Raw genomic sequence first — 21058 nt, forward strand, 5'->3', positions numbered from 1 at the left:
ACACCGGAGCGTCCTGCGTCTGCGGCTCGACCAGGAAGACTCCGCTGGGCCACGACCTCTTCAGTGACCGAAACGCCGAAGAGTCCCCGTGGATGGCGGTTGTCGTCGATGTAAGCGGCATACTCGGTCTGATCGTCCCCGACGTTGAGGTGGTTTCGGTAGTCATGGCGAGTGTGCACGAGGTTATCGAAGCGTTCCGCGGTGAGCCGTCGAATTCGGAGCGGGGCACCAAGTTCGAGCAGCTGATGGTTCGATACTTCGAGCTCGATCCGACGCTGGCGCAGCAGTACGAGCAGGTGTGGCGGTGGATCGACTGGCCCGACCGTCAAGGTAAGGCCGACACCGGCATCGACCTGGTCGCCCGCGAACGCGACACCGGCGACTACACCGCGATCCAGTGCAAGTTCTACGAACCGACCACCACGTTGAGCAAAGGCGATCTCGACTCGTTCTTCACCGCCTCCGGACAAACATTTCCCACCGCCGATGGGGATCGGTCGTTCACCAACCGCGTGATCATCTCCACCACCGACCGGTGGGGAAAGAACGCCGAAGACGCCATCAACCACCAGACCATCCCCGTCCAACGGATCGGTCTGGCCGAGATCGCCGAAGCCCCGATCGACTGGGACATCGCATGGCCGCAGGGCGAACTGACGGTCGAGTTGAGTGAAGCGATCCGCAACGAACCCCGCCCACACCAGGTCGAGGCGATCGACGCTGTCTTCGCCGGATTCTCCGCCGGCAACGACCGCGGGAAACTGATCATGGCCTGCGGAACCGGAAAGACGTTCACCGCACTCAAGATCGCCGAACGCACGGCAGCCGAAGCCGGCGGCAGTGCACGCATCCTGTTCGCCGTCCCCTCCATCTCCCTGCTCTCGCAGACACTCCGAGAGTGGACCGCACAAACCCAGCTCGACATTCGCGCGTTCGCCGTGTGCTCGGACTCGAAAGTCTCCCGCTCCGCCGAGGACTACAGCACCGTCGACGTCGCGATCCCGGTGACCACCGACCCCGACAACCTCGCATCGCACATGGCGCACCGCAAACGCTCCAAAGGACTGACCGTGGTGTTCACCACCTACCAGTCCCTGCCGACGGTCGCTGCGGCGCAAGGACTGGGGGTGGATGCGTTCGATCTGGTGATCTGCGACGAAGCGCATCGCACCACCGGTGTCACCGTCGCCGGCGCGGACGAATCGAACTTCGTCCGCGTCCACGACGCCAAGTTCCTCAAAGCATCACGGCGGCTGTACATGACGGCCACGCCCCGGATCTTCGACGACGCCGTCAAGGAAAAAGCCGCCGACCACTCCGCCGAGTTGTCGTCGATGGACGACATCGACATCTTCGGCCCCGAGATGCACCGATTGTCCTTCGGTGACGCCGTCGAGCGCGGGTTGCTCACCGACTATAAAGTCATCGTGCTCACCGTCGACGAGGACCTCGTCGCAGCCCCTATGCAGAAACAGCTCGCCGGCAACTTCGCCGAACTCCAACTCGACGATGCCTCCAAGATCGTCGGCTGCTGGAACGGTCTCGCTAAGCGCGCCGGCCGCTCCCCTGACGGCGACGGGTTCGCGATCGGCGCACCCCCGATGAAACGGGCCGTGGCGTTCGCCAAGGACATCGCCGCCTCCAAGCAGGTCGCCGAAGTGTTCCCCGACGTAGTCGACGCCTACCGCGCCCTCCTCGAGGAAAACGAGAACGACGGCGAACAGGTCGACGCCACCAACCGAGACCTCGTCGTCTCCGCCCGCCACGTCGACGGCACATTCAACGCTCTCAAGCGCAACGAGCAACTGTCCTGGCTCAAAGCACCCGTCCCCGAGGGTGAATGCCGCATCCTGTCCAACGCACGCTGCCTGTCCGAGGGCGTCGACGTCCCGGCCCTCGACGCCGTGTTGTTCCTGCACCCCCGCAACTCCGTCGTCGACGTCGTCCAGTCCGTAGGCCGCGTCATGCGCCTTTCCCCCGGAAAGGACTACGGGTACATCATCCTGCCCGTCGCCGTGCCCGCCGGAGTGTCACCGTCGCAGGCCCTCGCTGACAACCGCCGCTTCAAGGTGGTGTGGCAGGTCCTCAACGCCCTTCGAGCGCATGATGATCGGTTCAACGCGATGGTCAACTCCATCGCCCTCAACGCCACCACAAAACAAGCAAAAGCCGGCCAGGGGAACGATCGCCTCCTCGGCGGACACATCGGCCCGACCACCGACTCCGACGAAACGATCGGCGACGGACACCCCACCCCGGACACGGATCCGAAGCAGGACAACGGCGAAGGTGGCGGTGGCGGGGTGGCGTCGCAGATGGCGTTGTTCGCACTCTCGGAGTGGCAGGAAGCTATCTATGCCCGCATCGTCGACAAGGTCGGCACACGCGTCTACTGGGAACAATGGGCCGCCGACGTCGCCGACATCGCCGCCGCCCAGATCGCCCGCATAAACGCGCTTCTCAGCGGTGCATCCTCCCAAGTGACGGAGCAGTTCGAGAGGTTCCTCACCGGACTACGTGACAACCTCAACGACTCCATCAGCCGCGACGACGCAATCAGCATGCTCAGCCAACACCTGATCACCAAGCCGGTGTTCGATGCCCTGTTCGCCGGCCACGACTTCGCCGCGCACAACCCCGTCTCGATCGTCATGCAGCAGATGCTCGACACTCTCGGCGACGCCAACCTCGAATCGGAGACCAACGGTCTCGACTCGTTCTACGACTCGGTGCGCATCCGGGCCTCCGAAGTGACCAGCGCTGAAGGCAAACAGCAGGTCATCGCCGAGTTGTACGAGCGATTCTTCCGTGTTGCGTTCAAGAAGCAATCCGACGCTCTCGGCATCGTCTACACCCCCGTCGAGATCGTCGACTTCATCCTCCGCGCCGCAGACCACGTCTCGAAGGAGCATTTCGGGAAGGGCCTCACCGACACCGGCGTACATGTCCTCGACCCGTTCACCGGGACCGGCACTTTCCTCACCCGACTCCTGCAATCCGGGCTCATTCTCCCCGACGACCTTGCACGCAAGTACCGGGAAGAGTTGCACGCCAACGAGATCATGCTTCTCGCGTACTACATTGCGGCAGTCAACATCGAGACCACCTATCACGCTCTGGCTACCCCAAATGGCGAGGACGGGCAGTACGAGTCGTTCGAGGGAATCGTACTCACCGACACGTTCCAGATCTCCGAAGACGGCGACAGTATGGACGCGATCATGTTCCCGCAGAACAACGACCGCATCGTCAAACAGGTCGAAGCCCCGATCAATGTCATCGTAGGTAACCCGCCGTACTCGGTCGGGCAGGACAGCGCCAACGACAACAACGCCAACCTCAGCTACCCCACTCTCGACGCCCGTATCGCCGCGACCTACGCCGGCCGCTCGACGGCGCAGCTCAAGAACAGCCTCTACGACTCCTACTACCGCGCCTACCGATGGGCCACCGACCGCGTCGGCGACCACGGAATAGTCGCATTCGTCTCCAACGGAGGATGGATCGACGGCAACACGGCCGACGGAGTGCGGCTGAGCATGGCCGACGAGTTCGCCCACCTGTGGATTTACAATCTACGCGGTAACCAACGCACAGCCGGCGAACTTTCCCGACGAGAAGGCGGCAAGGTGTTCGGCTCCGGAAGCCGTTCCACCATCGTCATTTTCGTCGGTGTTAAGAACGAAAAGCACACAGGACCCGTACAGATCCACTACCGAGATATCGGCGACTATCTCGACCGCGCCGAAAAACTCCGTCTCGTTGACACGAGCACTATCGAGAACCTCGAATGGCAGAGTGTGCAGCCGAACGCGCATGGCGACTGGATCAGCCAGCGAGACAGTGCTTTCAGCTCATGGCCGGCGATCGCGAGCCGCGGTGCTACGGGAGCCGTCGTCTTCCGAACTTTCTCGGGCGGACTTAAGACCAACCGAGATAGCTGGGTTTACAGCTTCTCCTTGAACTCGCTTCACGAACAGGTCGGCAGGACGCTCACCTTCTATCAAGCGGAACTTCATCGCGCAGAGGCTCAACGGGGGAACGAACGCCTTCAGGACGTGGTGAACCGCGATCCCCAAAGTATCTCGTGGAGCAGCTCGCTGTTGTCATCTATCGACGCGCGCAGGGTCATTCGCGAAGAGACTTCTGCATACCGCGAAAGCGCCTACCGGCCATTCCAAGGAAGCCATGTCTACTTCGACAAGTCCCTGAATGACCGCCCTGGCAGGCTCCCTTCGATGTTCCCAACGCCCCACCACCGGAACTACGGCATCGTTCTGACTGGACCGGCATCACACTTCGACTTCACTCCATTTGCGACCAATCTGATTCCCAACCTGCACCTCCTGGACACTGGTCAGTTCTTCCCTCGCTACACCTACGAACGCATCGACGGTGCTGCGGGCGGCGGGTTCGACTTCGGATCGACGGCCGATACTTTTGGGGTCGATGAGTGGGGTTACCGGCGGGTGGACAACATCACCGATGAGATCCTCGAGGTCTACCGGACCGCGCTTGACGCTTCGGTGACCAAGGATCAGGTTTTCTGGTCGGTGTATGGGCAGCTGCATGTCCCCGGCTACCGGGAGACGTACGCGGCGGATCTGAAGAAAATGCTCCCCCACATCCCCACCCCTGAAAGCTTGGAGCGCTTCACCCAGCTCGCTAACGCCGGCGAGCAGCTCGGCACCCTTCATATGCAGTACGAGGACGTCGATCCCTACCCACTCGATGTCGAGATAAAGGCCGGTGTCGACGAACACGATCGTGAGACATGGCGAGTACAGAAACTGAAGTGGCGCAACAAGTCCGACCACACCGCAATCGTCTACAACTCGAAGGTCAGCCTCACCGGCATTCCACCCGAAGCCGAGGAGTACATGCTCGGTTCGCGGTCAGCGCTGGCATGGATCATCGACCGCTACCAGGTCAAGACCGACAAGCCATCGGGCATCGTGAACGATCCGAACCTATGGTGCGACGAGCACGACAACCCCACCTACATAGTCGAACTGATCAAGAAAGTCACCACCGTCGCCGTCGAGACCATGCGCATCGTTCGCGAACTCGACATCGAGAAGGCTGCCTGATGGTCCGGGCTCAGACAATCCAGATCTATCTACCCGGTGGGGATCCCGCCGGTATTCGGGTCGCGAGCCTGACCACTAGGACTGTCCGGGTCTTCGACATCCCGCGATCGCTGCTGAGCGAATTTGCAAAGCTACCGGCATCGACGCAGGTCGGGGTGTACTACCTGTTCGGAGGTAGCGATGACGAGCGGACCGCGTACATCGGCCAGACCGGGAACGTCGGTAAACGCTTAGGTGAGCATGGCGAGAAGAACTGGACCCGCGCGATGGTTGCAGTGTCGTTGACCAATGAATGGACGTCCACGCACGTCTCCTATCTGGAGTGGTTGTCGATCCGAACCGCCCAACGCGCAGACCGGTACACGCTGACCAATGGCAACGATGCGAGCAACCCGTTCACACCAGCACCGCTCGAGGCGGATTGCCACGAGTTTCTGGACACGATCTCCGTCCTGCTGACCACCCTTGGTGCACCGATCCTCGATTCGATTCGTCCAACGAAGGGTGAATCCAGAGCAGGTGAAGAATCGCCAAACCAGCCTCTGTTCTTCCGTGAGTCCGGATGCGACGCGCAGGGATACTTGACTTCCGAAGGCATTGTTGTGCAACGAGGTTCCCGTGGCCGACCGGATCTACGTGGCGCAGCTACCGAGCGCGTCAGGACTACCCGCGAGTCTCTTATCGCCAGCGGCCGCGCGACGATCGAAGATGACGCTTTCATTTTTCGCGACGACGAGCTCTTCGACAGTCCATCCGCTGCCGGCGCAGTGCTCGTAGGTGGAAGCAACAATGGACGCATCAGCTGGAAGAACGAAGCCGGCGAAGATCTGAACGTGTTAGAGGCCCGTGAGCTGGCCAGCGCTCAGGCGCAGCGTGAGGCGTCACCGGCGAGTGATTCCGTCGAGGTCGGAGCGGGAGTGCCAACCGCGTAGTTCTCCCCTCAGCTCTAGGATTGCGCAAAATGGCGGTACAGGGTTCGCCGACTCACTCCGAGGATTTCAGCTATGTCGCCGATAGTGCTGCCCTGGTTACGCATTCGGGTGGCTTCACGCTTCTTGGCGGTCGACAGTGCGGGTGGCCGGCCACCGATCTTGCCGCGTTCGCGCGCGGCGGCGAGGCCAGCGTTCGTGCGTTCGCGGAGCAGCTGCCGCTCGAACGAGGCGAGGGCACCGAAAATGTGAAAGATGAGTTCACCCCCGGCGGTGGCAGTGTCGATCTGTTCGGTGACCGATGCGAACCCCACTCCCCTGGATTTCAGCTCGGTCACGAGTTCGATCAAGTGCGGGAGGTTACGGCCGAGCCGGTCGAGCCGCCACACGCACAAGGTGTCTCCGGGCAACAGGGTGGCCAGGAGCTCGTCGAGCGCGGGCCTCGTGGTCGTGGACCCACTCGCAGTGTCGACGAAGAGCCGTTCACACCCGAACGCAGTCAGAGCGTCGCTCTGTAGCGCGGGTGTCTGATCAGTGGTCGAAACCCTGGCGTATCCGTATTTGTGCCCCACAGGGCTAGAGACTGCCACAACTCACTGACACGGCAGGTTCTGACACGATCGGTTTAGCTCACGTTTTTGGCACGACATTCGGGCTGGTCGCTTCCGCACCGGATGTCAGTTTCAGAAGTCGCGTTCACTGTGTCAGAAGTCGAATGCACTGAGCGCCAGCAATATGAGGCGGGGTCGGCTCGCCCTCCGGCTCGTCGGCGTTAGTGTTGCCTATGGGCATGTCGAAAGTGGTACCTGCGCTGCCGGTACGAGACATCGACACCGCTGCCGAGATATACGTCCGATCGTTCGGCTTCACGACCCGGTACACCGACCCGACTTTCGCGAGGCTCACCCGCGACGACGTCGAGATCCACTTGTGGGCCGCCGACGACGACAGCTGGGATACCCGTTCAGACCACGCGGCATGGCCGGTGTGCAGCGGAGCCGAGACGTTCCTTGCCGGCACCGCCAGCTGCCGCATCGCCGTGGACGAGATCAACGACCTTTACGCCGAGATGTCCCGCGCGGGGGTGCTTCACCCCGCAGACGTAGGCCGTCCCGTCTCGACAGGCTGGGGAACGACGGAGTTCGCAACTGTCGACATCGACGGCAATCTGATCACGTTCCATACCGAGAAGAGGCAACACGAGCCCAACACTCCAGGCGACGGCGCACCCTGACCCCACCCCCCTTCGAGGCAGCAACGAGCCCGACGTCCCTTGTGCTGCCGCGGACTCGATGGCGGGCCGGACTCGGCCGGTTTGCCTTCGAGCCGACTCGAACCTTTAGTCTGCGGTCATGTCTGCTCTGTTGATCTCGCAACTGTCCTCGGCAACCGGGGTGCCAGCGACAACGCTGCGCTTCTACGAGAGCGAGGGCCTACTTCCGGCGGACCGAGCCCCGAACGGCTACCGTGTCTACGACGAACGAGCACAGCAGCGATTGGCGTTCATCACCGCCGCGAAGAGCCTGAATCTCGCTCTGCCGCAAATCAAGTCGATGCTGCGTGTGTGGGAGAACGATTCGTGCGCCGCGGTGAAGTCCGGGCTGCGACCGGCACTGCGTGAACACATCGCCCGAGCAGAGGAGTCGATCGCGCAGCTGACCGTGCTGCGGGACGCGCTGACCGCCGCGCTGGTTCGTCTCGACGAGACCCCCGACGCGTCGACACCGTGCGACCCGCAATGCAGCTGGTTGGCGTCGACTTTGACCGCACCCGTGAGCGCGTCATGACCGAAACAGCGCGAACGTCGGCGGTGCAATGGTGGGACACCCACCAGATCGGCCTGTATCTACTCGCACTCGTCGCCGGCGCAGGGGTGGGGTTGTCCTTCCCCTCCGCAGCACCGACGTTCGAGCACGCCATCAATCCGGTGCTGATCGTTCTGCTCTACGCGACGTTCCTCGCAGTGCCGTTCGCCGCGATCGGCCGGTCCCTACGTGATGCCCGGTTCACCACCGCGGTGGTCGTTCTGAACTTCGCAGCCGTCCCCATCGTGGTGTTCGCACTGACCCGCATCATCGCAGGGAACGAAGCTGTCCTCGTCGGTGTGGTACTGGTGCTGCTCGCCCCCTGCATCGACTACGTCATCGTCTTCAGCGGACTGGCCGGCGCGGCATCGGAACGCCTCCTCGCCGGGGCACCGCTGCTGATGTTGCTGCAGATCGCCCTGCTGCCGTTGTGGCTGTGGTTGTTCGTCGGGGCCGAGACTGTCTCGATCATCGACATCGCCCCCTTTGCCGAGGCGTTCGTTCTACTCATCGTGATCCCGCTGGCGCTGGCTGCGGCGACGCAGCGGTGGGCGCGACGTCGACGTCTGGGCGAGCAAATCATCGAGGCGATGGCAGCGGCGATGGTGCCGGTGATGATGGTGACACTCGCGGTCGTCGTCGCCTCCCAGATCGACTCGATCCGCAGCCGTATCGACCAACTCGCCGCTGCTGCAGCCATCTTCGTGGTGTTTCTGATCGTGATGGCGTTCGTCGGTGTCGGTGCCGGGAAGGTGTTCGGTCAGGACGTGCCGGCGACGCGGGCGTTGGTGTTCTCCGGCGCCACCCGTAACTCGCTGGTCGTGTTGCCACTCGCCCTGGCGCTACCACCGGCGTTGAGCCTGGCCGCCGTGGTGGTCGTGACGCAGACCCTCGTGGAGTTGATCGGAATGGTGCTCTACGTCCGCTACGTGCCGCGTCTGGTGCCGGGCGAGACCACCGCCGCGACAGGACAGTCGACGCAGTGAGGGACGTCATCACACGCGCCGAGCGAGCATCGATGTCATGGACAAGGCGTGTGTCGAGCAACGTCCGGTCGACTGCTTCTACGGCGGGGCAATCGGTGTGCGGCGGTTCGTCCTGCTAGACCCCGACTTCGGCGGCAGAACCCACTCATGCTGATTCACCGTGCACAACACCATCACCACACGAGCGGTGATCGTCCTGAAATACAGGCGTGCAGGACACGTTCACCCGCGCGCAGTCAGGCCACGGTCAGATAGATCAGTGCAATGTTGAGTGCGACGACGATTCCCGCGATGAGCCATGCCGCGTATGCGGTGATCCGGTGATTGACATCGCTGCCCATCAGGATGCGGTCCGATGTGAACCGCACCAAGGGAATCAACGCGAACGGGATACCGAACGACAGCACGACCTGCGAGACGACCAGTGCCCGACTGGGGTCGACTCCTGCTGCCAGAATTGCCAGTGCGGGAACAAGGGTCACCAGTCGTCGCACCAGAATCGGAATGCGCTTACGTAGTAGGCCGTCCATGATCATCGCGCCGGCGTAGGCCCCGACCGATGTCGATGCAAGGCCCGAGGCCAGCAGGCCCACCGCGAACAGCAGCGCTACGACCGGCCCCAGGGTGTCCCCTACCGCTGCGTGGGCTCCTTCGATGGAGTCGACGCCCTCGCGGCCCCCCAACGTCGATGCCGCCAACAGCAGCATCGACATGTTCACTGCCCCGGCCAGCAGCATCGCCAACCCGACATCGATCCGGGTGATCCGCAACAACCGCTGACGGACAGGCCCTGCCTCGGGGTGTCCGTGCCGGTCACGTGCAAGGCCGGAGTGCAGGTACACCGCGTGCGGCATGATTGTCGCACCGAGCATCGCGGCGGCGATCAACACGCTTTCCGCGCCGTCGAACCGCGGAATCAGACCGGCCGCGGCCTCGGTGAACGATGGCGGTTCCACGACGACGCTGGCAAGAAATCCGACGGCGATGACACCGAGTAGCCCGAGAATCACGAACTCGAAGGGCCGTTGGCCCCGCCGATCCTGGACCACCAGCAAGATCATCGATACGGCCCCGGTGATGAGGCCGCCGATCAGGAGCGGCAGGTCGAAGAGCAGGTAGAGGGCAATTGCACCGCCGACGATTTCGGCGAGGTCGGTCGCCATGGCGACCACCTCCGCTTGCCCCCAATATGCCAGTCGCACAGTCCTGCTCGACTTCTCGCGGACTACTTCGGGCAGTGTCATTCCGGTGACGATGCCGAGTTTGGCGGAGAGGAACTGGACGAGACCGGCCATCACGTTCGCGGCAACGATCACCCAGACCAGCAGGTATCCGAACTGCGCACCGGCACTGACGTTGGAGGCGACGTTGCCGGGGTCGACGTAGGCGATCGCTGCGACGAAAGCCGGGCCGAGCAGAACCAGGCCCGACCGAAACCTCGAGGGCGGCCGAGACGATCGGCGCTGCAGCACAGACATGACCACACCCTCCAGCACCAACAGTATGTCAGGACCCTGAAAATATAGTTCGGCTACCCGAACAATGCAATGCGGCGTGGTGGTTCGGCGACATCTCGATCAGATGGGCAGGATCACTGCACTGACGAATTCGTTGCGGATCCAGGCGATGAACAACCCCCACACTCCGGTCAGCAGCGCCACGCCGACGGCGATCATGATGACACCGCCAGCGATCTTGATCTTCTGTGAGTTCCTTCGAAGCCACCCCACCCCGCGCATCGCCGAACTCGAACCGAACGCGAGGACGACGAACGGTAGGCCGAGTCCCATGCAGTACGCGACGATGAGAGTGACCCCGCGGGCTGCGGTTGCACCTTCGGTTCCTGCCGCGACAGACAGAACGCCGGCGAGGGTGGGGCCCAGACACGGTGTCCAGCCGAGCGCGAACACACCGCCGAGCAGCGGCGCTCCGGCGAGGGACGAGATCTGCTGAGGTGCGAATCGGGTGTCGCGTTGCAGTGCGGGTATCAATCCGATGAACGCTGCACCCATGATGATCGTGATGACGCCGCCGACTCGTTGAAGTACTTGCTCGTTGATGCGCAAGGTGCCGATGACTCCGAAGATCGAGGCTGTGGCGAGGACGAAGACGATCGTGAATCCGGCGACGAACAACGACGCTGCGCCGGCCACACGCCAGCGATTCGCCAGCTCCGTCGACGACGTGCCGGTGGTCGACGTGCCGGTGGTCGAGGTGCCGGGCGATCGGGTATCGGCCGATTGGGCGTCGGCACCGGCGATTCCTGCCAGGTAGGACAGGTATCCCGGCACCAGCGGCACCACGCACGGTGAGGCGAACGAGACCAACCCGGCGAGCATGCATGCCGCGATCGCGAGCAGCAGTGGCCCGCTCGATGCCGCGTTCTGGAAGGCCGAACCGATGTCCTGGGCGAGAAGAGTCGTCATTCCGCGGCTATCCGTTCGACGACGGGAAGGAGGTCGTCGGTGAGCAGGGCGCGCATGAAGACCGCGGCCACGCGGTGCTGACGGTCGAGTACCAGCGTCGAGGGGATCACGCTGGTCGGGTAGTTCCCGCCGAGAGCGATCAGGGTCCGCATCGAAGGGTCGTAGATCGAGGGGTAGGAGACGTCGTTGTCGACCACGAAGTCCTGCGCTTTGTCCTTCTGTGGATCTCTGACGTTGAGGCCGAGGAACTGCACGCCGCGCTCGCGGGTGGTCTCGTAGACCTCTTCGAGGTCGTCGGCTTCGCCGCGGCAGGGGCCACACCACTGACCCCAGAGATTGATCACCACCACCTTGCCGTCGTAGTCCGACAGAGCGGTCGTCTTGCCTTCCTCCATCAGATCGGGGCCGGCGAGTTCGCCTATGGTACCGCGTGTTTCGGGGGGATCGTAGACGATGTCGGTTCGACCGCCGGGGGCGACGAAGTCGAAGCTACCTCCCGTGGATGCAGCCTGTGCGCCGTCGGAGCATCCGGAGATCAGTAGTACGACGGCAAGAATCGATCCCATTGCCGCGGTGGGCGTGGAGCCTTGACGGCGCGCACCGACCCGCGCAGGGAAAAAACGTGTCATGAGGTGAAATCCTTTACTGCAGTGCGGATCTGGTCTGTCGTCTCGAACACTGTCGGGTCGGTGATGCGCTCGATCGTTCCGTCCGGGTGGAGGAGAAAGCTCAGGGGAAGGACCGGCGGTGCCGAGAGCGCGTCCAGGACGCTGCCGCCGTCGATGTAGTTCGGATAGCGGACGCCCAGTTGCGTGAGCAGCGCGGCCGCGTCCTCGGGTCGGTCCTCGACGTCGATTCCGATGACTGGGATCGCGTCGGGTTCTGCGGCGTAGGCATCGAGTACGGGCATCTCGGTGCGGCACGGGCCGCACCAGGATGCCCACAGGTTGATCAGCGTCGCCTCGCTGCCGAGAACGTCGGCGAGATCGACATAGCTGTCGCTGCCGATGCAGCGCGCTATCACTCCCGCCAGCGGACCGCCTTCGCGTGGTACCGGCGGCGGACACATCGGTAGCGCTGTTGCTCGTGCCGCGTCATCCGGCGGGCGGGACAATGTGGGTTCGGGTCCGACCGGAGCGACATTGTTGGCGATGACGTCGGACGGGCCGCCCTCGACGCCACCGGAGCGGGGCCACAGTGCGACGATCGATGCAACGACAACGACGAGCATGACGATCGACCAGCCGCGCGTCATCGCCGTGACCTTCTTTCTCGAGAGGGCGGCAGAGGGGCGAACGGTACGTCGCGGATCATAGGAGCGTGGACCAGTACGACCAGAAACGCTGCGCGATCAGGGCGATGAGGACGAGAAACCACACGGTCAGCGGAATCGAGTGATTGCGAATCAGCGAGTCAAGCCATAGCCGAAACCATTGCCCAAGAGCGGATTTCGACCTGGCGCGGTCGAGGTTGCGCAGCGTGACGTACCAGAAGATCGGTACGGTGACCGCCCACACCGCCATGCAGTAGGGGCACAGGGCGCCGATCTCGTACAGGCTCTGCGCGATCAGCCAGTGCACGAAGACTGCGGCAGCAGTGACACCGACCTGCACTGCGCCCCAGAACCACTGTGCGAACACCGCACCGGCGAGAAGGGCGGCACCCACTGCCGCCACGACGGCGAAGCCTGCGATCCCGAGAAGGGAATTGGGAAATCCGAACGCAGACGCCTGCGGGGTGTCCATCACCGATCCGCAGTTGAGCACCGGGTTGATGCTGCAGGTCGGGGCGTAGGCGGGATCGAGCGCCAGAGCGAACTTTTCTACCGTGAGCACGAACGCGGCAGTCAGGCCGATCAGGCCGCCCACCAACAGCAGCCAGGGCAGGCTCCGGCCGAACGATCCACCTTGTCGGGTCTCGTTCGCTGGGAGGTCAGCCGAGTGCAGCGTCGAGGGCATCGGCGAGGTCTCCGTAGGTGGTGGGTTCGATCTTGGTGCCGTTGAGGAAGAACGTCGGGGTGCCCTGCACGCCGAGCGCGATCCCGTCCGCGACGTCGGCCTCGATGCGCGCGAGCGTCGCAGGGTCGGTGTAGGCGGCATCGAAGGCGCTCATGTCGAGCCCTTGCTCGACGGCGAAGCTGCGGAACAACTCGTCCTGCGGAACCTGCTGTTCGCCCCACTGCGCCTGCGTTTCGTACATGCGCTGATACATCGCCTCGAATCCGCCCTGCTGGGCCGCGGCCTCGACTGCGCGTGCGGCTCGTTCGGCATTGAAGTGCGAGGCGATCGGAAAGTAGCGGGCCACGAAGCTCACCCGGTCGCCGTACTCTTCACGCAATTGCTCGATCGCCGGGTAGGCCGATCGGCAGGCCTCGCACTCGAAGTCGAGGAACTCCACGAACGTGACCCGGCCGTCGGGCACCGAGTTCAACCGATGACTGTTCTCGCGCACCGCAATCGAGGCAGGGTCGGTCGCGGCCTGCTCGGCGGCGGCAGCATCCGGAGACCCCGATCGATCCACCACCAGAAATACAGCCAACGCGGCGGCGAACACGATCACCAGGGACAAGGAAATCTTCAACGCTCTGCTCATACAACCACCTTCTCGATTCGTTCGGATTGATCAATGGGCCCGATATGGGCGTTTCGACCGCTATGACACTAACAATCGTACGAACGTTGACTAATGGTCCTTCCCTAACGATCGCATGATTGTTAGATTGTGCCCATGGCCTTGGAACCTCTGGACTCGTGCGATCTGTTGTGTATGGACCTCCCTTACGCCGAGAGAGTGCGCGCTACTCTGCCCGCGGTCGGCGATATCGAACCGGTAGCCGACGCTGCCCGAGCATTCGGCGACCCCACCCGACTGACCATCGCGCTCGCGTTGAACGCCGGCGGGCAGATGTGTGGCTGCGACATCGCGTGGATCGTGGGACAGAGCCAGAAGCTGGTCTCCCACCATCTCCGCAAACTCAAAGCCGCGGACGCCGTCACATCGAACAGAGACGGAAAGTTGGTCATGTATTCGCTCACCGACCGCGGCACCCGACTGCTCACGACACTGACCGAGGCACTGCCCACCGCCTCGGCCACCACCGAAGTCACCGGGGTCGATCATGGCTGACGCGTGCTGCGGACCTACCCCGGCAGCGCCGACCACCGAATCCACTGCTGACGGTGCGGGCACGGGAGGTCCGGCTCCGACCGATGCACTCCCGAGGTTGTGGCAGGTCCGCGAGCTGCAACTCGCCTCGGCCGCCGCGATCATCCTGGGCGCATCGTGGTTGCTCGGTCGAACGGGTGCCGATGCGGTTGCGACCGTCGGCGCTCTGATCGCTGCCGCGATCGCCGCCGTCACCTTCGTTCCCGCGACGGTGAGAAATCTGCGACACGGACGCATCGGTGTCGGCACGCTGATGACGATCGCGCTCCTCGGTGCCATCGCATTGGGCCAGATCCCCGAGGCCGCGATGCTCGGCATCTTGTTCTCCGTCGCCGAGGGACTCGAGGAATACGCGGTCACCAAGACCCGTCGCGGACTGCGCGCACTCCTGTCCTTGGTGCCGCCGACGGTATCTGTCCTGCGCGGTGGAACCGAGCAGGCCCTGTCCCCCGACGAGGTCGTGATCGGGGACATCATGGTGCTGCGGCCGGGTGAGCGAGCTGCCACGGACGGCACCATCGCTCGCGGTTCGACGAATCTGGACGTATCTGCGATCACCGGCGAGTCCGTGCCCATCGAAGCCGGTGTCGGTGACGAGGTGCATGCCGGTGCCATCAACGGCGGCGGGGCCATCGAGGTCACCGTCACCGCGCCGGCATCGGAGAGTTCGCTTGCTCGCATCGTCCGCATCGTCGAACAGGCCCAGGACCGCAAAGGGGCCGGCCAACGGCTCGCGGACCGTATCGCACGTCCGCTCGTGCCCTCGATCATGATTCTCGCCGTACTCGTCGCCGGCGTCGGTGCGGTGCTCGGTGACCCCATGTTGTGGCTCGAACGCGCACTGGTGGTCCTGGTCGCGGCATCACCGTGCGCGTTGGCCATCTCGGTGCCGCTGTCGGTGGTGGCGGCGATCGGGGCTGCGAGCCGCAACGGGGCATTGATCAAAGGCGGTGCAGCAGTGGAAGAGCTGGGCCGCATTCGCGTCGTCGCCTTGGACAAGACCGGCACCCTCACCGCAGGACGACCGGAGGTCGTCGACGTCGTCACCGCTGCGGGAATCAGCCGCGACGACGCGCTGGCCGTTGCTGCTGCGCTCGAAGCGCGCAGCGAGCATCCACTCGCCCGCGCCGTACTGGCCTCCGTATCGACCGTCGCGGCAGCCGATGATGTCACTGCCATCGCCGGGCACGGCCTGACCGGCACCCTCGACGGAGCCGCGATCAGGCTCGGGAAACCGAGCTGGTTCGACACACACCCCAGCTCCGAGGAGTTCCACGCCGACGTCGCTCGTCTCCAAAGCAGCGGTGCCACAGTCGTTCTCGTCGAACGCGCCGGAGTTCTGATCGCTGCGATCGCCGTCCGCGACGAACTGCGGCCCGAGGCCGCCGAGGCTGTCCGCCAACTCACCGCGCTCGGTATCGACACTGCGATGCTCACCGGCGACAACGCGCTCACTGCGCAGGCTCTGGCGACCCAGGCGGGCATCACCGCCGTCCACGCCGAACTACTGCCCGAGGACAAAGCGGCCCTGCTGACCGACATCGCGGCCGGACGCAAGCTTGCCATGGTCGGCGACGGCATCAACGACGCTCCCGCCTTGGCGACCGCAGATGTCGGTATCGCCATGGGCGCGATGGGAACCGACGTTGCCATCGAGACCGCCGATGTTGCCCTCATGGGGGAAGACCTCCGGCATCTACCGCAGGTGCTGGCCCACGCTCGACGCGCCCGGCGCATCATGATCGAGAACATCGCCTTGTCGATTGCCATCATCGGCGTGCTCGTCCCACTGGCTGCTACCGGTGTCCTGGGCTTGGCCACCGTGGTGCTCGTCCACGAACTCGCCGAAGTCCTGGTCATAGCCAATGCGATTCGCGCCGCCCGCACCACGCCCTTGGACGGTTTCGTGCCCCCGCCCGCGGCGTCCGGTGCCCTCAACGTAACGATCGCGCCCGCAGCGGCCTTCGCGGATGCCTGCTGCGCTCCGGCTCCGACGCCGAGGAACACCGCACCTGCATCTGGGAACCTACTGGCCTCCACCACCGCAACGTCACCGTCGGCGATCGGAGCAGACGATGGCAGCTCCGGGTGCTCGGATGGATGTACCTGCTGCACATCGACCCCCGCGTACGGCGAACTCTTCCGCGGAAAGAGGTAGAGACCGGTGAGCGGTGATCGAACTGCACGCAGGCTCTACGGGATAGAAATGACCGCAGCAGCAGGGGCATCGACAACAGAGGTGCGCTGGTACCACCTCGAACGAGCACACATCCTCTCGCAGCCCTATCCGTGGTTGCATACTCGCAACCACGCCGCGATGTTGAAAGCTGCGGTGACAGAACATGATCGGCGCGAATCCTGGGGCCAGTTGATTCGGATCGTGGTCGCTGCTCCAGGATCGTGGTCGGGGCGATACCCGGCCGGTAACACCGGCCGGGTCGAGGCGGGACTGATGTCGCCGATGCCCATTCCGCAGGACCTTGCGGACGCGCTGGGGGGCACGTAGCGGGAGTCATCAGTTCAGGCCTGCGTAGGAGTGCAGGCCTGAGACGACCATGTTGATGATGAACAGGTTGAACAGCATCGCCACGAATCCGGCGATGTTGATCCATGCTGCGCGGGTGTTGCGCCATCCGCTGGTGGCTCGGGCGTGCAGGTAGGAGGCGTACACGATCCAGGTGATGAAGGAGACCGTTTCTTTCGGGTCCCAGCCCCAGAATCGGCCCCATGCGGCTTCGGCCCAAATGGCACCGAGGATGACGCCGACGCCGAAGAGTGGAAATGCGAAGATCGTGGTCTTGTACGCCAGGATGTCCAGTGTCTGCGCGGAAGGCAGACGGGCGACGATTCGGCTCATTCTGCTCCCCGAGGCCTCGGGATGCTTCATGCGGATCAGGAACAGCGCGCTCGCAACCCCGGAGATCAAGAACACCCCGCTGCCGAGCGAGACGATCGAGACGTGCACCGGCAGCCAGTACGACTGCAGTGCCGGTACCACCGGTGCTGCGTTGGCGTACAGCACGGTGCCAGCGACGAACAGGAGGATCAACGTCGGCACCAGGACGAACAACCACAGGGTGCGCAGTTGCTTGGAGCGCAGCACCACCAGTGCAGCCAGTACACCGGCCGCGCAGGTGACCGAGACGAATTCGTACATGTTGCCCCACGGCGGGCGGCCGGCGGCGATCCCGCGAAGAACGATCGACCCGACATGCAACGTCAGCGCCACCATCACCAGCCCGAGTCCGGTACGGCCCATGCGTTCGGACGGAACCCGCCGGGGTGCGTCGGGAATGCGACCGGGCGTCGACGATGTCACTGCGATCACCCGCGTGCGCAGTCGCTCCATATTGTGCAGCTCCGCGCTACGGGTCGACGCGAGCTGACCGAGGAATGCGATTGCTGCGAGGAGATAGACCACGAAGGCGGTCTCGAAGCTGATGTCGCTCCAACGAGCGAGGGTGTCGTCGATCGGCATGGTGCTACACCGTTTCTCTGTCGTGGGTCTCGGAGTCGCTCGGGGTTGCCTGCGGCCAGATCTGTGACCGGAGGGTCTGGAATTCGGGTCCCCAGCCGGCGTGATCTGTGCGAGCCAGGCCGCCCATGTCCACTCGCGAGAGACCGGGTTCGCCAAGGTGGGCCCGGAACCAGATGCGACGGCGTGTGATGACCAGGGACACCAGCAGTCCGGTCATCATCGTGACCGCGAACACGAGCACCCACCGCTGCGCGGGGTCGTATCCGACCTGCAGGTTCGCGAATTCCTTGGCACCGTCGAACCGGACGAGAGTGCCGTCGGAGAGGGTTGTCGATTCTCCGGGCCGCAGGTTGACCCGGTCCTGCTTGACCAGCCGACCCTGGTTGATCATCTCCTGGTCCAGGGAGAAGATCGACTGCGGGATGCCGGTGTCGAGACCGGTGTCGCCCTTGTAGATGTCCACTGCCACAGCGGGATCGACCAATTCCGGGAAGCGAGAGGAGAGCAGATTCCCGTTGAATTGCGCGGTGGGCGCGAAGAGTCCTTCGATGGCGATCTGGCCTCGGCGGCGTTCGTCGGCGGTGGCGTAGGTCCCCCCGGGTGGGTCGAATCGCAGCGCGCCGCTGCTGAGGAACGTGGTGGCGTCGTCGGGGCGGAACTGCAGGGCTTCGGTGCGGGTCTGGCCGTCGGGGAAGGTGACGGTGAACTCGGGGGCATAGCCGTGTCCGGTGAGGTAGATGCGTTCGTCGCCGAGCCGGAGAGGTTCGTTGACTTTGAGTTGATAATCGCGCCAGGTGTCGGCGGCGATGTCGTCGGCGCTCTGGTAGGAGATGTTCGAGGTGAACATCTCGGCCTGACCGTTCTCGAGGTAGTCGGCGGTGAAGTCCTTGACCCGGATACAGAACGGCTCGAGTCCGGTGCCGTCAGTGCTGTTGCCAGCACGGAAGGAGTCGTAGACGGCGGGAGAGGTGTTGCAGAAACCGGGTCCGTTGTCGGCGATGACGATGACCGAGCCTTCGTAGCCGAACAGTTTGCCGATGGCGATAGCGGCGAGCAGACCGATCAGCGAGAAGTGGAAGAGCAAGTTCCCGGCCTCGCGGGTATAGCCCTTCTCGGCCGAGAGAGTCAGTGCCCCATCGGGCTCGGGCCGAACGACGGTACGCCACCCTTTCAAGTGCGGCGCGATGTCGGCAATCACCTTCTCGGGGTCACCGGCGAGGGTGCCCGAATGATGCAACGGTAGTCGAGTGAGATTTCGGGGCACTCGAACAGGTTGTGCGCGAAGAGCTTTACCGTGCTCGATCAACCGCGGAGTCAGACAGCCGATCAGCGACACGAACAGCAGGACGTAGATCGCGGTGAACCAGGAACTTGCAAACACGTCGAACAATTCCAGTGTGTCCATCACCGGCCCGAGAGCCGGGCGCGCGGCGATGTAGGCATCGACGGCCTGGGTATTGAGATTGCGCTGCGGCAGCAGTGCGCCGGGGATTGCTGCGGCGGCGAGAAGAAACAGCAGCACCAACGCTGTACGCATCGACGTCAGTTGTCGCCACCGGTTGCGCAGCATCGCCACCGTTCTGCGCACCAGTCTCGGCGAGTGCGCACCGGGGTGTTCGTCGATCGTCATCTCCGCACGCCCTTCACCGACCACCATCTAAATACTACGCGACATAGTAGTTTGCGGGTTCGGTGCGGTGGGGCGTGGTCGGCGCAGCAGCGAGAACGCCAGTGCCGCAACAGCGCCGGTGGCGGCAATCCATTCCGGAACGCTGCCGGTGATCGTCGCCGGGGTGAGCGTGGTGCTCAGTGACACCTCGGTGACGACAGCTGCGGGGGTGAACAGCTCCGTGCGCTCGACGACCTCCCCGCGTGCATCGATGACGGCGCTGACGCCGCTGGTGGCCGAAACGACGACGCTGCGCCCGTGTTCGACCGCTCGTACCCGCGACATGGCGAGTTGTTGATAGGTCATGTTCGTCCGACCGAAGGTGGCGTTGTTGGTCGGCACTGCGATCAGCTGGGCACCGGCGCGAACGGAGTCGGTGAGCAATGCGTCGAAGGCGACCTCGTAGCAGGTGGCCACCGCCACGGGCACTCCGGCGAGGTCGACGACGCCGTTGCCCTGACCCGGAACGAAGCGTCCTGCTTGGGCGGCGTAGGGAGAGAGTGCGGTGACGATCGTGCGGAGCGGCAGGTATTCGCCGAACGGCACCAGTTGCCGCTTGTCGTGCCTCTGCCCTGGGCCGGTGACCGGATCCCACACGATCGAGGTGTTCGTGGTGGTGCCGTCGCCCTGGCGTAGTACCGTGCCGACGAGAATGGGCACACCGACGGCGCGGGCCGCGGCGTCGATACGTGCGGCGGCATCGGGGTTGCGCAGGGGGTCGATGTCGGAGGAGTTCTCCGGCCAGATGACCAGATCGGGTGCGCGTACGCGGCCGGAGTCGATGTCGTCGGCGAGCTCGATGGTGCGCTGAACGTGGTTGTCGAGCACCGCTCGTCGTTGGGCGTTGAAGTCGAGACCGAGCCGCGGGACGTTGCCTTGCACCAAGGCGACGGTGACCGTGTCCTGCTGCGGCGGAGCGAACAGTGGAGCTACCACCGTGAGCGCCCCTACAGCAGTGGCCGCACCGATGCACGACGCTGCTGCAGTTCTGCGGGTGATGCGATCGGAAGCGATGGCACCGGCCAGAGCGGACCCGATCAGCACCACGACGAACGACAACCCCGGCGCGCCGATCAACGCAGCCAGAGGCAGCAGCGGCCCGTCGGATTGACCGAATGCGATGCGGCCCCAGGGGAATCCGCCGAACGGGATCCTAGATCGTGCCGCTTCCATCGCCACCCAGGCGCTCGCCACCCAGACCGGCCCCCACGGCAGTCGCGACATCCGATCCGCTACTGCGCCGAACATCGCCACGAAGAGGGCTTGAACCACGGCCAGCGCCAGCCACGGCACCGATCCGACGTACTCCCCCACCCACGGCAGCAGAGGCACGAAGAACGCCGAGCCGGCAACGAAGCCGTAGCCGGCCCCCGCACGCGCCCCTCGCCCGCGCACAGCCAACAGCAGCATTGCAAGTGCTACCGGAGCGAGAAACCACAGATCTAGGGGCGGGAACGTGGCGTACAACATCAGCCCGGATGAGGCAGCCGCGAGGAGCCGGATCCAGGCA

General features: G+C 64.1%; 18 protein-coding genes. 8 read left to right on the forward strand and 10 right to left on the reverse strand.

Annotated elements, in window-relative coordinates:
* The first annotated feature begins 164 nt into the window (after nucleotides 1-164).
* Both CH271_RS20835 and CH271_RS20840 read left to right on the forward strand, forming a co-directional pair.
* Nucleotides 165-5090 (forward strand): DEAD/DEAH box helicase, encoded by a 4926-nt coding sequence (locus tag CH271_RS20835; protein WP_094634730.1) that lies wholly within the window; start codon nucleotides 165-167, stop codon nucleotides 5088-5090.
* Nucleotides 5091-5245: 155 nt separating this feature from the next.
* Nucleotides 5246-6022 (forward strand): GIY-YIG nuclease family protein, encoded by a 777-nt coding sequence (locus CH271_RS20840; RefSeq protein ID WP_242640282.1) that lies wholly within the window; start codon nucleotides 5246-5248, stop codon nucleotides 6020-6022.
* 14 nt (nucleotides 6023-6036) lie between these two features.
* Here CH271_RS20840 and CH271_RS20845 read toward each other — a convergent pair whose 3' ends face one another.
* Complete coding sequence (locus CH271_RS20845) at nucleotides 6037-6591, reverse strand: recombinase family protein (RefSeq protein WP_037190569.1); 555 nt, start codon at nucleotides 6589-6591, stop codon at nucleotides 6037-6039.
* A gap of 218 nt (nucleotides 6592-6809) precedes the next feature.
* Here CH271_RS20845 and CH271_RS20850 point away from each other — a divergent pair, with 218 nt between their 5' ends.
* The 3 genes from CH271_RS20850 (at nucleotide 6810) to CH271_RS20860 (ending at nucleotide 8810) form a co-directional block, all read left to right on the forward strand.
* The gene (locus CH271_RS20850) at nucleotides 6810-7253 is read left to right on the forward strand and encodes a bleomycin resistance protein (protein ID WP_237606111.1); all 444 of its coding nucleotides are present in this window, start codon (nucleotides 6810-6812) and stop codon (nucleotides 7251-7253) included.
* A 118-nt stretch (nucleotides 7254-7371) separates the two neighbouring features.
* Nucleotides 7372-7806: a MerR family transcriptional regulator gene (locus tag CH271_RS20855; protein ID WP_094629840.1), complete on the forward strand. Its 435-nt coding sequence runs from the start codon at nucleotides 7372-7374 to the stop codon at nucleotides 7804-7806.
* On the forward strand, nucleotides 7803-8810 hold the full coding sequence (locus tag CH271_RS20860; RefSeq protein WP_094629841.1) for an arsenic resistance protein: 1008 nt from the start codon (nucleotides 7803-7805) through the stop codon (nucleotides 8808-8810). Before CH271_RS20855 ends, CH271_RS20860 begins: the two co-directional genes overlap by 4 nt.
* A gap of 236 nt (nucleotides 8811-9046) precedes the next feature.
* On the opposite strand, the gene CH271_RS20865 is transcribed toward CH271_RS20860, so the two are convergent.
* The 6 genes from CH271_RS20865 to CH271_RS20890 all read right to left on the reverse strand — a co-directional run bounded on the left by CH271_RS20865 (nucleotide 9047) and on the right by CH271_RS20890 (nucleotide 13828).
* Nucleotides 9047-10288, reverse strand: coding sequence for an Nramp family divalent metal transporter (locus tag CH271_RS20865; protein ID WP_094629855.1), 1242 nt, complete (start codon nucleotides 10286-10288; stop codon nucleotides 9047-9049).
* Nucleotides 10289-10387: 99 nt separating this feature from the next.
* Nucleotides 10388-11236 (reverse strand): cytochrome c biogenesis CcdA family protein, encoded by an 849-nt coding sequence (locus CH271_RS20870; RefSeq protein WP_094634691.1) that lies wholly within the window; start codon nucleotides 11234-11236, stop codon nucleotides 10388-10390.
* Nucleotides 11233-11802: a TlpA disulfide reductase family protein gene (locus CH271_RS20875; protein WP_094629843.1), complete on the reverse strand. Its 570-nt coding sequence runs from the start codon at nucleotides 11800-11802 to the stop codon at nucleotides 11233-11235. The genes CH271_RS20870 and CH271_RS20875 overlap by 4 nt, the downstream gene beginning before the upstream one ends.
* Nucleotides 11803-11861: 59 nt before the next feature.
* Nucleotides 11862-12491: a TlpA family protein disulfide reductase gene (locus CH271_RS20880; RefSeq protein WP_094634692.1), complete on the reverse strand. Its 630-nt coding sequence runs from the start codon at nucleotides 12489-12491 to the stop codon at nucleotides 11862-11864.
* 55 nt (nucleotides 12492-12546) lie between these two features.
* On the reverse strand, nucleotides 12547-13194 hold the full coding sequence (locus CH271_RS20885; RefSeq protein ID WP_094634693.1) for a vitamin K epoxide reductase family protein: 648 nt from the start codon (nucleotides 13192-13194) through the stop codon (nucleotides 12547-12549).
* Nucleotides 13169-13828, reverse strand: coding sequence for a DsbA family protein (locus CH271_RS20890; RefSeq protein ID WP_032370897.1), 660 nt, complete (start codon nucleotides 13826-13828; stop codon nucleotides 13169-13171). Before CH271_RS20890 ends, CH271_RS20885 begins: the two co-directional genes overlap by 26 nt.
* Before the next feature lie 135 nt (nucleotides 13829-13963).
* Between CH271_RS20890 and CH271_RS20895 the strand changes: the two genes are divergently transcribed.
* Genes CH271_RS20895 through CH271_RS20905 form a run of 3 tightly spaced genes read left to right on the forward strand, consistent with a single transcriptional unit; the run spans nucleotide 13964 to nucleotide 16907 of the window.
* Nucleotides 13964-14362, forward strand: a complete 399-nt coding sequence (locus CH271_RS20895) for an ArsR/SmtB family transcription factor (RefSeq protein WP_094634694.1) — start codon at nucleotides 13964-13966, stop codon at nucleotides 14360-14362.
* Nucleotides 14355-16559, forward strand: a complete 2205-nt coding sequence (locus tag CH271_RS20900) for a heavy metal translocating P-type ATPase (protein ID WP_094634695.1) — start codon at nucleotides 14355-14357, stop codon at nucleotides 16557-16559. The genes CH271_RS20895 and CH271_RS20900 overlap by 8 nt, the downstream gene beginning before the upstream one ends.
* Before the next feature lie 6 nt (nucleotides 16560-16565).
* Nucleotides 16566-16907 carry a DUF3703 domain-containing protein gene (locus CH271_RS20905; RefSeq protein WP_256986478.1) on the forward strand — a complete coding sequence of 114 codons (342 nt, stop codon included), beginning with the start codon at nucleotides 16566-16568 and terminating at the stop codon, nucleotides 16905-16907.
* Between the two features lie 9 nt (nucleotides 16908-16916).
* On the opposite strand, the gene ccsB is transcribed toward CH271_RS20905, so the two are convergent.
* The 3 genes from ccsB to lnt are packed head-to-tail and all read right to left on the reverse strand — an operon-like array spanning nucleotide 16917 to nucleotide 21018.
* The gene (gene ccsB, locus CH271_RS20910) at nucleotides 16917-17879 is read right to left on the reverse strand and encodes a c-type cytochrome biogenesis protein CcsB (protein WP_094634696.1); all 963 of its coding nucleotides are present in this window, start codon (nucleotides 17877-17879) and stop codon (nucleotides 16917-16919) included.
* A gap of 4 nt (nucleotides 17880-17883) precedes the next feature.
* Nucleotides 17884-19509 carry a cytochrome c biogenesis protein ResB gene (gene resB, locus CH271_RS20915; RefSeq protein WP_179274839.1) on the reverse strand — a complete coding sequence of 542 codons (1626 nt, stop codon included), beginning with the start codon at nucleotides 19507-19509 and terminating at the stop codon, nucleotides 17884-17886.
* 27 nt (nucleotides 19510-19536) lie between these two features.
* Nucleotides 19537-21018 carry an apolipoprotein N-acyltransferase gene (gene lnt, locus CH271_RS20920; RefSeq protein ID WP_245154457.1) on the reverse strand — a complete coding sequence of 494 codons (1482 nt, stop codon included), beginning with the start codon at nucleotides 21016-21018 and terminating at the stop codon, nucleotides 19537-19539.
* Between the last annotated feature and the right edge of the window lie 40 nt (nucleotides 21019-21058).

This window comes from Rhodococcus sp. 05-340-2, from assembly GCF_002258915.1.
Taxonomy (GTDB): Bacteria; Actinomycetota; Actinomycetes; order Mycobacteriales; family Mycobacteriaceae; genus Rhodococcoides.

Excerpts from the sequence above, each read along its gene's own strand:
- CH271_RS20850 (WP_237606111.1), top strand. The coding sequence starts at position 6,810 with ATGTCGAAAGTGGTACCTGCGCTGCCGGTACGAGACATCGACACCGCT.
- CH271_RS20890 (WP_032370897.1), bottom strand. The coding sequence starts at position 13,828 with ATGAGCAGAGCGTTGAAGATTTCCTTGTCCCTGGTGATCGTGTTCGCC.
- CH271_RS20865 (WP_094629855.1), bottom strand. The coding sequence starts at position 10,288 with ATGTCTGTGCTGCAGCGCCGATCGTCTCGGCCGCCCTCGAGGTTTCGG.
- CH271_RS20880 (WP_094634692.1), bottom strand. The coding sequence starts at position 12,491 with ATGACGCGCGGCTGGTCGATCGTCATGCTCGTCGTTGTCGTTGCATCG.
- CH271_RS20860 (WP_094629841.1), top strand. The coding sequence starts at position 7,803 with ATGACCGAAACAGCGCGAACGTCGGCGGTGCAATGGTGGGACACCCAC.
- resB (WP_179274839.1), bottom strand. The coding sequence starts at position 19,509 with ATGACGATCGACGAACACCCCGGTGCGCACTCGCCGAGACTGGTGCGC.
- CH271_RS20895 (WP_094634694.1), top strand. The coding sequence starts at position 13,964 with ATGGCCTTGGAACCTCTGGACTCGTGCGATCTGTTGTGTATGGACCTC.
- ccsB (WP_094634696.1), bottom strand. The coding sequence starts at position 17,879 with ATGCCGATCGACGACACCCTCGCTCGTTGGAGCGACATCAGCTTCGAG.
- CH271_RS20870 (WP_094634691.1), bottom strand. The coding sequence starts at position 11,236 with ATGACGACTCTTCTCGCCCAGGACATCGGTTCGGCCTTCCAGAACGCG.
- CH271_RS20835 (WP_094634730.1), top strand. The coding sequence starts at position 165 with ATGGCGAGTGTGCACGAGGTTATCGAAGCGTTCCGCGGTGAGCCGTCG.
- CH271_RS20855 (WP_094629840.1), top strand. The coding sequence starts at position 7,372 with ATGTCTGCTCTGTTGATCTCGCAACTGTCCTCGGCAACCGGGGTGCCA.
- lnt (WP_245154457.1), bottom strand. The coding sequence starts at position 21,018 with ATGTTGTACGCCACGTTCCCGCCCCTAGATCTGTGGTTTCTCGCTCCG.
- CH271_RS20885 (WP_094634693.1), bottom strand. The coding sequence starts at position 13,194 with ATGCCCTCGACGCTGCACTCGGCTGACCTCCCAGCGAACGAGACCCGA.
- CH271_RS20875 (WP_094629843.1), bottom strand. The coding sequence starts at position 11,802 with ATGGGATCGATTCTTGCCGTCGTACTACTGATCTCCGGATGCTCCGAC.
- CH271_RS20900 (WP_094634695.1), top strand. The coding sequence starts at position 14,355 with ATGGCTGACGCGTGCTGCGGACCTACCCCGGCAGCGCCGACCACCGAA.